The organism is Veillonella sp. VA139 (assembly GCF_003992005.1).
In the GTDB taxonomy this organism is placed as follows: Bacteria; Bacillota; Negativicutes; order Veillonellales; family Veillonellaceae; genus F0422.
In genome coordinates this window covers 1-14,349 of sequence record NZ_RQVL01000001.1, presented here as the reverse complement: position 1 = coordinate 14,349, position 14,349 = coordinate 1, and the positions used below count along the sequence as shown (strand labels likewise).

Here is a 14,349-nt window from a genome sequence, read left to right as displayed (position 1 = left end):
ATGGATAACGGTGCTAATAATTTGCCTTCTTCTATACTAGGAGATGGACGAAAGTTTGTCTCCTTACTTAAAAACTACCTTAAAGGTTTGCAAGATGATATTGCTGAAAAACTAGGAGAAGTTACTAAGATTTATAATACGGTAGCAGATACTCCAGAGACTATTGATGAGCAAGTTCATTCGATTACCGTAGAGGAAAAAGCTGTAAATGGTAATATTTCTTTGTTAGTTAAATGGAACTCTGACAATATTAAGAAGTATGCTGGTGCGGTAATTGATATTAAAATTGGTGACTTTCACACTACTTTAGCTGGGTTTTCCGACCAACAATGGGTTAAGCACTATGAAACAACCAAGACTAACCAGTATTTGATTGACAATATCGAACCTGGTCAGAACTATTTAATTAGAGTTCGAGGAAAAGACGTTTATAATGCTAAGTCTATAGAGGCTAAAGCTCCAGCGATTACTTATTATGTAGAGCCCAACAAGCATGTTCCTAGACCACCTTATGAGGCAACGGTAGTTTTCAACAAAAAAGGAGTCTACTGGTCTTGGAAACAGTATGACCAAAACGAATATATGTGGACAGAGCTAAGGCTAGATGAACACCCAGGTGAACTGCATAACAGATTAGAAGTTACAACCGATTTAATGTCCACAGAAAAACCCTATGCAAGGTCTGGTACGGCATACTTATATAACAAGGGGGTGGGAAATAGCTATTCCTCTCCTTTAAAGTTACCTTATGCTAAAGCAGTTCCTCATGCTCCAGAAAATGTTACAGTTACCCCAACATTAGAAGGGATGAGAATCCATTTTGATAAAATTCCAGAAGATTGCTATGGAGCTAACGTGTACATAAATGAAGAAAAGTTTTATGTAGAAGACAATACATATAACTTTGTATGTGCTATGGGGAAATACACTATCCGTGTAGCATATCTCGATGTATTCGGGGAAGGGGAAAGTTCTACTCCTATCGAAAAAGGAACTAATGAAGAAATCCCTCCAGAGGCTGTCCATATTACTAATAAGACGGTATTTGATGACGGAGTGATTGTTGCCAAACATATTGGTAATAATGCTATTGTAGGAACAAAAATTGCTGAAGGAGCAATTACTACAGATAAGATTTCTGCTAATGCCATTACGGCTGGAAAGATAGCAACTAACGCAATTACTACTGATAAGATTGCATCTAAGGCTATTGTCTCAGAACACATGGAAATTAATAGCATTGAGGGGAATAGAATTAAAGCTAGTTCTATTGACGCTGATAAACTAAAAGCCAATTCTATTACGGGCGATAAGCTAGTAGTTGATTCTATTACAGGTGATAAGATTAAAGCTGGTAGCGTTACTGTTGACAAATTAGGAGCAGGAGTTATCGACCTTAAAGAGTTAGGGTCCGCTATTCAAGGTGGTTCAGTTCGGATTGATGGAACTGGAATGTCAGTTGGACAACGAAATGGGTCTTATACTAAATTTGATTCAACAGGATTAGTTTGGTACGACTCAAAGGGAACTCCATTTGGGTCGGTTAGAAGGATGGTTAAAGGCTATGCAAAAAATGGCGATAAAATAAATCTTTCTTGGGATACAACCCCTTATGTTATGGTGGTTCCTCCAGTTATACCTATATTAGGGGATAACTCCCCTAATCCACAAAACCAAAATGTGGTCTGTAGAGCTGTAAATGTATCTCCAAACGGATTTGAAATAGAAGCATTCACAGAGCTGACAGTTCCAAATGCCTTGAGGCTAACTCCTAACTCGAAGTCTCTTAATGGTATAGGACAAACTACTGTAATGTGGGTATGGTCTCCATATGACATAAAGGTAAAATGCGAGTTTAAGCCAGGCATAGATATATATGTAGGAGATGTCCTAGCGGTAGATACGTATAAAGAGTATTTCCCTGATGGAGTTTGGAATCTAGTACCGCCTAGGAGGCACACATTTGGAGGAAGCAGAGACGATGCAAGAACAAATTTTATTTTATCCAGAAACAGTAAAGTCACAAAAAAATACAAATTAGCAGAACCTATAAAAAGAACAAATCCGTTAGAGGAATATCTAGCTCAGTACAGAATAAAAAGCGAAGTAAGAGGTGAAATGAAGGAGGATGGGTATAGTGAACGCAGTGGCAGCTATACTTATTACACCCCAACGAATATATATGATTTTTTCTTTAATATGGAGGAGGTTGAATTTAGAGAAGCATCCTTAGATTTGAAGAAAGGAATGAATAAAATTCAAGCAATATATTACAGTGGGGCTGTATATGGGACTAACTGGAATAATGTAATTGCTAAATTGGTTTCTCCTCCAGAAATTTTAAAATTCTATCGTCCTTTTGATGAGAGTGTGCAGTTTCTAGCAATGGACTTTCCAATTGAAAACTATTATTCCATTACAAGAAATGGATTTAATACACTTCATTTTTCGGGGAAAGGAACTCATACATATAAACCAAAAGGAAGAAGGTTTAAAGTTACTTTAATTGGAGCAAGTTCTGCCATAGGCAAACCAAGACCAGAGACATCGGAAACAAAAATTGTTGGAGGGGATATTTCCTACAGTACATCAAAGTCTTCTATTTTTGTAAACGGGATAAATAACCAAGAAGAATATAAGTATAAATTTGACGACTACCATGGCTCATGGAAGGGAAACGAACAACCAGAAGAAACATTTTTTGCTGCTGATTTTGGATTAGGTCTTCCTTGGGGGTGGGGGGTAACCTCAACTCCATTTAAGGTACCAGGTTATTTAACAAGTACCCCTAATGCTTTTTTTGCTGAACCACACTCCACAGATAAAGAGACCTTAGCTAAAAGCAACCTATCTCCTACATTTAGGATGTTGTGGTCTCAAGGAACACGAATGAACAAGTGGAACGATGGATACTTCGGTCCTGCGGTTGAAATTGTTGGGGCTCCTGTCCCATACAAGATTCATAGTGATTCTCATCACGGAGCACGAGGCGGTTATCATAGAGAAATGCATGGAAACACCTATTTTAAAATGGGGATGTCTATGCCAGAAACATATGAAATTGAAATCCCAGAAGACCAAGAGATTCCAGAGTTTACAATTACTATTGGGGAATGTCCAGATGTACAGGTCGGACAAAAAATCCCATTAACAGGAACACTTGGCGGGAGAACTTCTATTGAGGTGGTGGATACAAAAATATTTGAAGGTGGCGTGTTTATTGTAGAAGAAGAGCCTACTGTACAAAGGTCATAAGGAGAGAAATATGTATTATAATGTAGAGTTTTTCTTTGAAAAGCCATATAGGCTGTTTACGTCAGAAGAAGAAACACAATATTCTGTTACACCAGAAGAATTTGAACTGTATAATTCTGGGAAATACGTCAAGGGAAGTGACGGGAGACCTAAATTGTTAGAGCAAACTGCTCTCAGTATTCCAGTAGAAAGTTATTCAACTGAAAACTTAGTTGGTAGTGGAGTAGTAGAGGAAGTTGCTCCAGCGGTTTCTAATGACCAAATTATGTCGGCTCTTTCTGAATTAAGCGAAACAATGGCACAATTAATAGGAGATAAAGATGATTAGTTTTTTTACGGATGTGTATGCCGTTTTATGTTATGTAAAGGAGAAATGCAATATGTACGTTTTCAAAACAATGGTTCCAATTTACGGTTACTTGATTCTTAACGGTAGCTGGGTATTAACAAAAGAGGAAGCTGTAGAAGGTAAAAAGGCTATTCCGAAACGTTATGTAGAATTGGTATCTGAATGGCTTGCTGAACAAGAGTCTAAACGTTCCGAAGCTACTGAGTAATTGATATTTTGTGAAACTTTAGATATACTAAAACTATATTTCAATACTTTTTCTGTATAGGTGAATAACAATGTTTCAATCTAAAAAGACGCTAGAAGAAATATTAGAGCAAGACCATTTAGGGGTAACATTAGGAGATTCAAAGATTGCTTCTGATTACCTACAAAGAAATAGTCATCAAGACATTTTTATCACAACGTCAGAGTTAAGAAAAAATGGTCTTGGTTCTTGGGGAGCAGAAGAAGAGTTTATTCTCCGAAGTCTACCAAACAGAAATAGAAAAAGTTTCATCAAAAAGTACCGAGAAAGGTACAAAATGTGAGTAGCTAACAAGGAGGTAAATTGGCTAAACGAAAACTAATGCCACCAACGCAAGAGTTAGTGGTGAATCAAGGGGATGACTTCTCTTTCCAATTATGGATTAAAGATAGTCACGATACCCCAGTAGATATTACGGATTACCAATTTACATTAAAAGTTAGAGAAGATGCAGAAAATGACCAAGTATTAATTGAGGCGGTATCTACTGTTGTAGATGCCTCCGATGGCTTGGTAGAATTTTATTTCTCTAGCGAACTAACCTCTCAGATTGATACAGAAGGTCTCAATTACGAAGAAGTTAGTGAATATTGGTATGATATTTTACAAACAAATAAAGAAGGTAAAAAGACCAGGATTTTACAAGGTAGATTCATTGTAAGTCCTGGTATTTCTTATCACTAAGAGGTTTTATGGTTAAATGGCTAAAAGAACATTTTCCCCCTCCATATAGATTTTTATCTGTTTTAGGTTTTATAGTTTTGGCAGACGTACTAGACGTTTACGAAAGATTCGTTATGCATTTGTCAAAATTATTAGACTATTGGGAGATAAAGGTAATGGCTGGTAGTTTTCTATCTCTGATTATGACTATACATAATTCGGATGTAGCCTATATTGCACAAGCTATTTTCTGGCTTATAGTATTAGACATTATTACAAAATGGTTTGCTATTAGCTATGAATATCTTCAAGAAGAGGGGATTCCAAAAGAAAGAATTACCGTGGTAAGTACTTTCTTTGGGTGGATTCCAGCGTTTAAAGCTGGAAAGATTAATAGCACTCACCTAGGGTTTGGCTTTGTTAGCAAGGTGGTTCAAATTGCACTGTTATTAGTAGCTGGCGATATGATAGATTCTGCTTTGGCTAACAGCCATATTGAACTAGGTATTAGGGCTATTACATTTACTATAGGCTATGTGTGCTATAGTGAATCACTTTCTATTATTGAGAACATGAGAGATAGCGGTGTTCCTCATATGGATAAATTAATGGATTTAATGAGTACTAACGTACTTGGACGGTTACGAAAGTAGGAGGCATATGGACAATAAGTTAGAAGTAAAACTCCCAGACCCAATCAAGATTGAAGTTAAATTTGGGCTCAAAGGAGATAAGGGGATGCAAGGTGAAGTAGGAGAAAAGGGAGACCCATTCCGATATGAAGACTTCACTACAGAACAACTAGAATCTCTTCGAGGTCCTAAAGGAGAACAAGGTTTAACAGGACCAGTCGGGCCCCAAGGACCTAAAGGTGACCCATTTACTTATGCAGATTTTACAGAAAGCCAGCTAGAAGGGTTAAAAGGACCTAAGGGCGATACTGGGGAGCGTGGATTGACTGGTCCTCAAGGAGAAAGAGGCTTAACAGGAGAGCAAGGTCCACAAGGTATTCGTGGAGAAGTGGGACCACAGGGACCACGTGGGGAACAAGGTATACAAGGTCCAGTAGGTCCTAAAGGAGCCGATGGAGTTGTAACCTTTGAATCCTTGACAAGCGAACAAGTTGAAAGCCTTAAAGGTCCAAAAGGAGAAAAAGGTGACACTGGAGAAATTGGACCTATAGGTCCTCAAGGTCCAAAAGGAGAACAAGGACTAAGTGCTTTTGAATTGTGGAAAAAGACATATAAATATCCAGACAATTACCCTGTCGAAGAATTTTTGAGAGAAATAAGAGGGGAAAAAGGTCGTGATGGGAATCCTGGATTTAGTGCTTACGAACTTTGGCGAAAATGGGGTAACACAGGTTCAATGGATGACTTCCTAAATTCCTTAAAAGGACAAAAAGGAGAGACAGGAGAGCGTGGAGAAACAGGTCCTAAAGGTGACAAAGGAGAGGTTGGACCACAGGGTGTTCCTGGTATCCAAGGACCAGAAGGACCAAGAGGTCCTAAGGGGGAGACTGGAGAAAGGGGTCCGCAAGGCATCCAAGGCGTTCAAGGAGAACAAGGTATTCAAGGTGTAGCTGGTCCGACTGGAGAAGCAGGAAATAATGGTCTCAGTGCTTACGAACTTTGGAAACAAGAGGGTCACGAAGGCTCTATAGAAGATTTCTTCCTCTCTTTAAAAGGACCCAAAGGAGAGCAAGGTGACGTAGGTCCTGCTGGACCGAAAGGACCAGAGGGGGAAGCCTTAAAAGGCTTTCGTTTTCTTCAAAATTATATTAGAGCCATAGGGATAGACCTAGACGAAAATCAAGATAATGACTCAATATTTAGAGTTCATTTTCCAGATATAGACAATCTTCCAGGGGCTAATGGCATTACAGGTAATACAAGAAAAGTTGTTAATTGCCTTCATAAAATTGTTATGCACGGACTGCGGAATGGAGTGGATTTCGATTTGCTTGTAGAATGGATGAAGATGCTACAAAAAATCCGACTATCATTTTTGACTGTTTCCAGAACCATGGGAATATTTGGGAGAATAGAATTAATAAAAAGCATTGATGAAGCGATTTGGTTTATTGGTGAGTATGTCTTTACCAAAGAGTGTAAAGAAGGAACAGATAGTGATAAAGACTTCTTCAACCTTCTTTCAAATGCAAACTGGTTTGATATGATTAATAACTCAAGTTTATTATACTCTTCGGACGCTAGGACTAGAGAATCCTTCCTTCTTATTATCGAGAATTATATAAAACCATTAGAAACAATTTTAGAAAAAATAGAAGAAGTTGGCTAAAAAAGTAGGAAAATCCCAACGAATTAAAACGGTAACTTTAGTAGACTTAACAGGTGGAATGAACGTGGCACGCTCTCCAGAATTTCTTCCAGAAAACGAATGTGTTAAATTAGAAAATTTCGAGTTTGACATTGAAGGGGATAAACTACGGACAAGAAGGGGGCTAGGTGCCCCCCTCCACTTGTTTGACTCACAAGTTACTCACGTATATAACGATTACGAAATGAATGATTTCTTTATATTTCTAAAGAACAGAAAAGTATATCGTTATGAATTTGGCAAAACACCACAGCTAATTGGAACTCTTAATGGAGATTCTGAAAGACCTACTTGCTGTAAGTTTGGTGGAAATCTACTTATCGCAAGCGGGAGCAAGCTCCAAAAATATAACTACCAAGAACTGACAGAAATTTCTACTTCACCTAATGCCGACATAGTATTCGAGCGATTTGGTCGAGTAGTGGTTACTAAAACAGGTCAGGACTTGTTAATCTATTCTGCTATCGGGAACGAAGAAGACTGGCATGAAAACTCTAATGATGACTCTGCGAGAAAAGATGTAAACGTTGGGTATAAAGACGGCGGAGACATATTAGGAGTAGCTAGACTTGCTACAGACTTACTGGTGTTTAAGTCAAATGGCGTTATTTATAACGTTCAAAACGAACCAAGTGATTGGAATATCACTCCATTAGGCGAAAAGAGTGACTTTATTTCAAGACATGCACTTACGAATCTAAGTAAGGATGTTGTTTTTATGTCGACCACTGGGTTAAAATCTTATTCAACATCTATGTCGTATGCGAACTTTGAACCAAAAGACATCGGGGATAAATGCAATCCACTACTAAAAAAACAAGTTGATAATCCTTTTGTATCCGACCTACGGAGAACAAAACAGCTTATAGTCAGCGGAAATAGTGGAAATACTTTATTCGTATATCACTATGGCTTAAAGGCGTTTTCCATGTGGACATTCCCTGGTGACGTCACTTCTGTATGTGAAAATAGATACCATGTATTGGTGGCTATGAATACAGGAACAGAATCTGGTGGCATCTACGAACTAAAGTGGAAAAACACTACAGACAATGGAGAACCAATCTACCAAGAAATTATTACAGGACAACTTAGAGATACTCATGAAATGAACGTGTATAGAACATACATTGACATAGAGGCAAAGGTGCCTGGCTCTGGTCGAATCCATATCAACAAAGAAGTGATAAACCATAGTTGGATAAGTAAAGAACAACAAAAAGAATTTAAAAGTCAGATTAGGGCTCCTATCTTACAGTTTATGTTTGATACTACAAGTCCTATTATTTTTAAATTTGTTTCCTTTGACATAGTAATGGAAAAAGAAGCATTCGTAAACGAAAGTTCTGCTAAAGCAGGAGGAAAACGTGGCTCTGGTTTCGGAGCTAAAAAGAAATCTGCAAAACATGATGATTTCTTAAAGAATTTACATGGGGGAGGAAAGAACCCATACGGATAATAGGGCACTCTTCGGAGTGCCTTTTTCTTGTAGGAGGACATATGCCTAACACAGAGGACATTATAAAATGGATAGACAAATATAAAAAGAAAGTAGGGAAAGACTTTTTTGAAGATTGGGAAAGAGACTTTTATCCGCTTTTATACGTACATGACGATGGTTCTTTATTTGCATATACTTTATTAGCAGATAGGCTGGAAATTGGTGTTTTTAGTGGGTCTTTACAGGTACTATATCCAATTATAGAGCACCTAGCAAGACAAGCGGGGGTTTCTTTAATTTCTACAATAAGTCCTTTTAACCCTAGGGCATATGAAAGACTTACAAAATCCACGTGCATAGATTTTAAATGTATTGATGGTACAACATATTATTATTTTATAAAGGAGATAGATAATGGGTAAAGGTGGAGCAAGTTATCACGAACGACAACTAACCCCAGAAGAAAGGGCGTTAATAGCTCAACAACAAAGATATTTGTCTTCTATTCAACCTAGTATTGACAAACTGGTGAATAGGGGAACAGCAATGTTAGATGATGTGGTAAATCCAGACTGGAAAGGAATATATGGACAAACGGTTCACGATATTGACGGACTCCGCAAAGAACAGTCTTTATTAGCTACGGGACAATTACCAAAAGTATACAGCGATGCTAAGATGAACTACTTCAATCGTATTTATGAGAATACTATGGGACAAGGGCTAGCTAAGATGGCTCGTAATGGCGTAGTAGACAGTTCTAGATACAACTCAACAGTAAATGATATGCAGAGCAATATGATGGCACAAATGTCAAAAGACTATACACAAGACCTTGGTATGGCTAAAGACTTGCTAGACCAAAAATACAAATTTGCATTAAGTCCATTGGAAGTAGCTCACAAGGCAAATCAATATTCTTTTGCTAATCCAGAACAACATCTAGCGTTAGCACAAGGACAAAGTAAATCAACAAATGATGCTCTCCAAACGCAAGGGTCTTTAAATAACGGAAGAACTACCGTAACTCAAAAAGGACCTGGTTTCCTTGGAGGATTAATGAGTGGTGTTAGCAATATTGCTAGTGCTGCAATTATGTGCTTCCCAGAATATGTAACAGTGGAAACTGATTATGGCTACATTCCTATTACAGAAGTAGAAAAAAATGATGTCTTGGTATCTAAAGATGGTATTGAGATTGTATTAGATGTTATCGAATGTGGGGAAAAAGACATTCATACAGTTACCACAGAAACGCACGAAGTAGATTGCACATCTACGCAAACAGTCTGGACGAGACGTGGTTCAGTGGAAGTTAAAGACTTAGAAGATAAAGATGAGATTCTAACTGATAATGGATTTGAGAAACTTGTCAATATAGAGTTTAAAGAATCAGATATACCTGTGTACGAACTTGTTGTATCTGGTTCTGGTATGTTCTATGCGAATGGTGTTTGTGTAGAAGGTTTTAGCGAGGAGGAACTAAATGAACTATATTCCCTATAACCCAGAAGCTGATTTAGGCTATATTGCTGGTAGAGCGTTGGCTAATGTCGGGGGATTACTTTACCAAAACTATGTTGGTAGAGGTGAAGCAAAAAACTTAGATAACGAAATGGCTACAGATAAAGCCAATCAGTTAAGTGGGTTTAGTAATAAATTAGGAGGACTATCCCAGCTTACAGGAGAAGACTTCCGAAATGGAGTTTCTCAATTATATGCTAATGGCTATCAAGGTCCCATGGTCACAGAAAAGAATGCATCAGATTTAAGCAAAGGATTTCTAGAACAATCCAATTATATGAGAGGTTTTGAGGAACGTAATAAAGGCAAATATCTACATGGTGGAGATTACCAGAACTACAATCAAGCAGTAGCTGGGATGCCAGATATTAATGGGTTCTTAAATTTAGGGAGGTAGTAATGGATAATAGAGCACTTGTACAACAGGGGCTTTTAAACCTGGGGTTTTCCCCAGGTGCTACCTCTGGCATTATGGCTAATGCGTATCACGAATCGGGAGCAGATTATTCTCCAACACGGTTGCAAGGTGGTGGAGAGGCAGGAGAGGTGAACGTAGACGGAGAAACTGGATACGGATTATTTCAATGGACTTCATCAGATAGACAACAGGGCTTAGCTGACTACGCAAAGCAAGCAGGGACATCGTCTTCTGACTTGTTGACACAACTTTCTTACATGAAAAAAGAATTAGGACAAGAAGGGTTCAATAAAATTAATGCCATGACACCAGAAGATGCAGCCTTATACTTTAACGACTATTATGAAAGACCAGCTTATAATCCAGAAAATAGGCTGGCAAGGAAGAATATGGCAACTACCATTTCCAATACCATTGGACAAGATGGTGGTAAAACCATTGTTGATAATATTGACGGGATTAAAACCAATATGGTTACTGAAAATCCTAATGAAAAATTGGATATGGAAGGTGTTATGTCTATTATCCAACAGCCTAAGCGTAATGTAGCAGCTGCTGGAGAAGAAGCTCTTCGAGAGCAATTGGTTCGACAAGCTCATCATAGAGCAAGAGGAGTATTTGCATCTAGGTTCTATGAAGATAGTGACAAAGCTATGATGAACGCCGCTGTAGCTAAAGCACAAGAAGAAGCTAAATTGCAAAATGCTAACGCACAATTAACTGGTGCTGGTAAATTAGCTCAAATGATTGCTAATAGTCAAAACAATTCTAATAGACAGGCTTATGCATCTCTTGGTGCTATGGTTGGAATGAATGTAAATCCAATGCAAACACAATTAATGAGTCATAATCAATTAGCACAAATGGGGCTACAAGTCCAGTTACAAAGAAAACAACAAGAAGAACAAATGCAAAGACAAAAAGAAATGATGTTGTTGTCTGCGGCTACTCGCCCTCATGGAGGAGGCGGTGGAAGTGGTTCTTCTGGTAGTGGTCGTAGCTCTAGTGGTGCTAAACGAACAATGAGCCCAGCACAAAATACAAAATATGTAGATGATATTAGAAATGGTTTTAGAGAGGTTTTGGAGAATAATGCTAACTTAGGTAGCTTCTCTCAACATGATGTCGATAATTTAAACGAACAGGCGATGTTATCACTCCAAAAACTTGCTGTAGCAGAGGATGACCCATACGCCGTTCAAACAGTTAATGATATTAAAAGGTGGCAATCAGAACAATTAAAACACATGGCAGAGTCACAAAGTGGACATAATTTAAAATACGATTAATAGGGAGGATATATGGCTCTAATTAGAGATAGGATTGGCGATAATTTTGATGATTATTTATATAGTTCCAAGAAAAATATCGCAGAATACGCCAAGCAGTTACAAGCATCTGGGTATATCCCGAACGAAAATGAAGGCTTACTTGACAGCTTACAATCTGGTCTTTGGGGAGGACTTGGCGGTCTCTTGGGCGGTGCATCTGCCCTTGCAAAAGAACAGGGCTGGGACGGATTAGCTAACTGGACTAGCAACGAAGCTCAATATGCTGGTAATAGAGCACAAGCTAACGCCTATACTGGTAAATGGGAAGAAGGCAACTACTTAAACTATGCATTAAATCAATCGGCACAGGCATTAGGTTCGTCTGTGCCTTCTTTAATTGGTGATATTGCGACTACAGCTGCTATTGGTAGTGTGGCTGGTGGTCCTGTAGGTACAGCACTCGGTGCAGTAGCTGGTGTAGGTAAATGGGCTAACAGACTGTACGAAGGTAGTAAATTAGTGCAGTACGGTGCTAAAGCTGGTAAATTTGCAACTGGCGTAGTAGCTGGTGGTCTTATTGAAAATGCAACCAATGCTGGTGATACCTATATGACTGGTCTGCAAAGAGGTATGGACCATAGCCAATCCTACGATGCTATGAAAACAAGTTTCAATGAAGGTTGGGCACCTGCCATGGCTAACTATGCCTTCGATAAAATTTCCATGCAAGGTAGCTTAGGTTCTGGCATTACTAGTGCGTTTGCTACTGGTGGAGGTAAGGTTTTAGCTAAAGGTGCCGTTGCAACAGCTGTTAATGCTGGTGTTGGTGCGGTAGGTGAGGCTGTTACCGAAGCATGGCAACAACAAATTCAAGAGCAAGCACTTGGTACACCAGAATATAAAAATGTAAATATTTATGACCCAACTTCTTGGACTCAAGATATGAAAGACCAAGCATTTGATGCGGGTATTGGTTCTATTCCATTAGGTTTAATTTCTGGTACATTCAGCTCTGGTAAAACCTTATCTCAAAAAGAAAGAGAAAAGAAAAACCAATTAGCTTTAGAACAAGCAGAACAAGCAATGAATGCAACTCCTACTTTGAGAGAAAATACTGTTACAACACCTAACAAAGAGGGTGGAGATGTTGATTTAGGAGAAACTACTCCGACAGTAATGCCAGAGGCACCATCTACCGATGGAGAAAATGTTTCTCTTGATTTGTCAGAGGAAACTCCAGAGCACATGGTTGAAAGACCTAGGGATGAGCTTGATGATGCATTTGATAGCTTGAATCACGCCCACTACAAAAAACAAGGAAAATCTGATGATGAAATCCTAGAAATGAACAATAATGCTAGGGCAACAGCTGAAGAAATTGATAGACAGTGGGAAGAACATTCTCCAGAAGTTAAATATCACCCACATGCGTTTAAAGACGACTTTAAACAACAAGGTTATTCGGATAAAGACGCCAAAAGACTTTCCCGTGCTGTAGTTGAAATGCACGAGAAGAAACAACCAAAAGAACCTAGCAATGAACCTACCCTAGTTGAAAGAGCGGAAAGTGTTGGCTATAACTTATCAGATAACGATAAAGAGTCTATTAATAATGGAACTATGCCTAAAGTAATTATGGGTTCCATAGAAAAGAATGTAGCTGCTAAAGAAAAAGAAGTAACAGAAACTAAAGAGCAAGAAAGAAAAATACAAGGGGAAAACCAAAAGAGAGAAGAATATAATAATCACTACAAAGATTCTGTAAACAAAGGCTTTTTAGAAGAAACGTTCAGAGCAGTTCCAGACGGACCAAATAAAGACCAATTAATTAGAGATACAGGGTATGCGATTAGAGAAGCGACCTCTGAACACAATAAAGAACAAGCAGAACATAAAAATGGAAAAAGAAAGAATAAACCTGTTGGATTACAAAGGAAACTGGGTGAAAAAGGGATTAAACCTGGCAATACGTATACAAGAGAACAAGTTGATAATATTGTGGGTCATGTAGAAGATATACAAAAAACAAGAAAAGATAATCCAGCTGCTACCAAGGAAGAATTAAGAAAAAGAGGCTTTGAAAATGCTAGTCTTGGGAAAATAGATAATGCATTTAATAATAGAAGAGCAAAAGATAAGGTAGATGTTCATGCTGAGAAAAATGATAAAAGGTTTGAAAACTTTTACCTAGACGAAGCAAATAAATTAATTAACACAGCTAAAACAACAGGATTGCCTGTTGAAAGAAGCAAAACATATAAAGCTATTCGAGAAAAAAGTGCTCAAGGGTTTAAAAATATCCAAGACGCTTTATTCCCGAAAGTAAAGGCTCCTAAAAAAGGGAATGCTAAGCAAAAAAATGTAACACAAGAACAGCCATTGGCTCCTACTAAAGGCAATGAAAATGTAGGAAAACTTACAAATAAACAAAAGAAACAATTAAAACAAGCAGAAAATGAAAGAAAATTACAAGAAGCACAAGCTAAACTTGCAGAAGAAAAAGTTAATGATACAGTAATTGAAAATGGTGAATTAGCAGACCAAGCAGAAAGAGCAGAAAAAGAGGAAGAAGAGACTAGAGCCGCATTTGAAGAAAAAGAAAATAATAAAGAAGACGATAATGACGAATTAGTAAGGAAAGCAAAAGAGGACGAAGAAGAGGAAGAGAAAGCTAGAGCTGTATTCGAGGGCAAGGAAAATAATGGAGAACATATTTCTCCAGAAGCAGAAAAGCAAACAGACAATAAAGAAACAAAAGAAAAGCCAAAAGCAAATACTAAGAAATCTTGGAGTAAAGAAGATTCTCATTCAGTTGTAGACAGATATTTAAGTGGTGAAATT

The 14,349-nt window shown here is 38.0% G+C and carries 13 protein-coding genes; all 13 read left to right on the top strand.

Annotated features, from left to right (window positions below):
* Positions 1 to 3,255: a hypothetical protein gene (locus EO125_RS00065; RefSeq protein WP_127147080.1), complete on the top strand. Its 3,255-nt coding sequence runs from the start codon at positions 1 to 3 to the stop codon at positions 3,253 to 3,255.
* A gap of 10 nt (positions 3,256 to 3,265) precedes the next feature.
* Positions 3,266 to 3,583 (top strand): hypothetical protein, encoded by a 318-nt coding sequence (locus tag EO125_RS00060; protein ID WP_127147079.1) that lies wholly within the window; start codon positions 3,266 to 3,268, stop codon positions 3,581 to 3,583.
* Between the two features lie 52 nt (positions 3,584 to 3,635).
* Positions 3,636 to 3,812: a CD1375 family protein gene (locus EO125_RS00055; protein ID WP_127147078.1), complete on the top strand. Its 177-nt coding sequence runs from the start codon at positions 3,636 to 3,638 to the stop codon at positions 3,810 to 3,812.
* Between the two features lie 70 nt (positions 3,813 to 3,882).
* Positions 3,883 to 4,134 carry a hypothetical protein gene (locus EO125_RS00050; RefSeq protein ID WP_127147077.1) on the top strand — a complete coding sequence of 84 codons (252 nt, stop codon included), beginning with the start codon at positions 3,883 to 3,885 and terminating at the stop codon, positions 4,132 to 4,134.
* Between the two features lie 20 nt (positions 4,135 to 4,154).
* Positions 4,155 to 4,535, top strand: a complete 381-nt coding sequence (locus EO125_RS00045; RefSeq protein WP_127147076.1) for a hypothetical protein — start codon at positions 4,155 to 4,157, stop codon at positions 4,533 to 4,535.
* A gap of 155 nt (positions 4,536 to 4,690) precedes the next feature.
* Positions 4,691 to 5,167 carry a phage holin family protein gene (locus tag EO125_RS00040; protein ID WP_164726393.1) on the top strand — a complete coding sequence of 159 codons (477 nt, stop codon included), beginning with the start codon at positions 4,691 to 4,693 and terminating at the stop codon, positions 5,165 to 5,167.
* A 7-nt stretch (positions 5,168 to 5,174) separates the two neighbouring features.
* Entirely contained in the window at positions 5,175 to 6,815 is a 1,641-nt protein-coding gene (locus tag EO125_RS00035) for a collagen-like protein (protein WP_127147074.1), read from the top strand.
* Positions 6,808 to 8,313: a hypothetical protein gene (locus EO125_RS00030; protein ID WP_127147073.1), complete on the top strand. Its 1,506-nt coding sequence runs from the start codon at positions 6,808 to 6,810 to the stop codon at positions 8,311 to 8,313. Before EO125_RS00035 ends, EO125_RS00030 begins: the two co-directional genes overlap by 8 nt.
* Positions 8,314 to 8,354: 41 nt before the next feature.
* Entirely contained in the window at positions 8,355 to 8,717 is a 363-nt protein-coding gene (locus EO125_RS00025) for a hypothetical protein (RefSeq protein WP_127147072.1), read from the top strand.
* Positions 8,710 to 9,801, top strand: coding sequence for a Hint domain-containing protein (locus EO125_RS00020; RefSeq protein WP_127147071.1), 1,092 nt, complete (start codon positions 8,710 to 8,712; stop codon positions 9,799 to 9,801). Before EO125_RS00025 ends, EO125_RS00020 begins: the two co-directional genes overlap by 8 nt.
* A complete protein-coding gene (locus EO125_RS00015; RefSeq protein ID WP_127147070.1) occupies positions 9,782 to 10,216 on the top strand; it encodes a hypothetical protein in 435 nt (144 codons plus the stop codon). Before EO125_RS00020 ends, EO125_RS00015 begins: the two co-directional genes overlap by 20 nt.
* Before the next feature lie 2 nt (positions 10,217 to 10,218).
* Positions 10,219 to 11,526, top strand: coding sequence for a phage tail tip lysozyme (locus EO125_RS00010; protein WP_127147069.1), 1,308 nt, complete (start codon positions 10,219 to 10,221; stop codon positions 11,524 to 11,526).
* A 12-nt stretch (positions 11,527 to 11,538) separates the two neighbouring features.
* The coding region (locus tag EO125_RS00005) for a hypothetical protein (RefSeq protein WP_164726392.1) at positions 11,539 to 14,349 on the top strand (2,811 nt) is incomplete at its 3' end.

Excerpts from the sequence above, each read along its gene's own strand:
- EO125_RS00060 (WP_127147079.1), top strand. The coding sequence starts at position 3,266 with ATGTATTATAATGTAGAGTTTTTCTTTGAAAAGCCATATAGGCTGTTT.
- EO125_RS00015 (WP_127147070.1), top strand. The coding sequence starts at position 9,782 with ATGAACTATATTCCCTATAACCCAGAAGCTGATTTAGGCTATATTGCT.
- EO125_RS00010 (WP_127147069.1), top strand. The coding sequence starts at position 10,219 with ATGGATAATAGAGCACTTGTACAACAGGGGCTTTTAAACCTGGGGTTT.
- EO125_RS00050 (WP_127147077.1), top strand. The coding sequence starts at position 3,883 with ATGTTTCAATCTAAAAAGACGCTAGAAGAAATATTAGAGCAAGACCAT.
- EO125_RS00065 (WP_127147080.1), top strand. The coding sequence starts at position 1 with ATGGATAACGGTGCTAATAATTTGCCTTCTTCTATACTAGGAGATGGA.
- EO125_RS00025 (WP_127147072.1), top strand. The coding sequence starts at position 8,355 with ATGCCTAACACAGAGGACATTATAAAATGGATAGACAAATATAAAAAG.
- EO125_RS00035 (WP_127147074.1), top strand. The coding sequence starts at position 5,175 with ATGGACAATAAGTTAGAAGTAAAACTCCCAGACCCAATCAAGATTGAA.
- EO125_RS00020 (WP_127147071.1), top strand. The coding sequence starts at position 8,710 with ATGGGTAAAGGTGGAGCAAGTTATCACGAACGACAACTAACCCCAGAA.
- EO125_RS00040 (WP_164726393.1), top strand. The coding sequence starts at position 4,691 with ATGGCTGGTAGTTTTCTATCTCTGATTATGACTATACATAATTCGGAT.
- EO125_RS00055 (WP_127147078.1), top strand. The coding sequence starts at position 3,636 with ATGTACGTTTTCAAAACAATGGTTCCAATTTACGGTTACTTGATTCTT.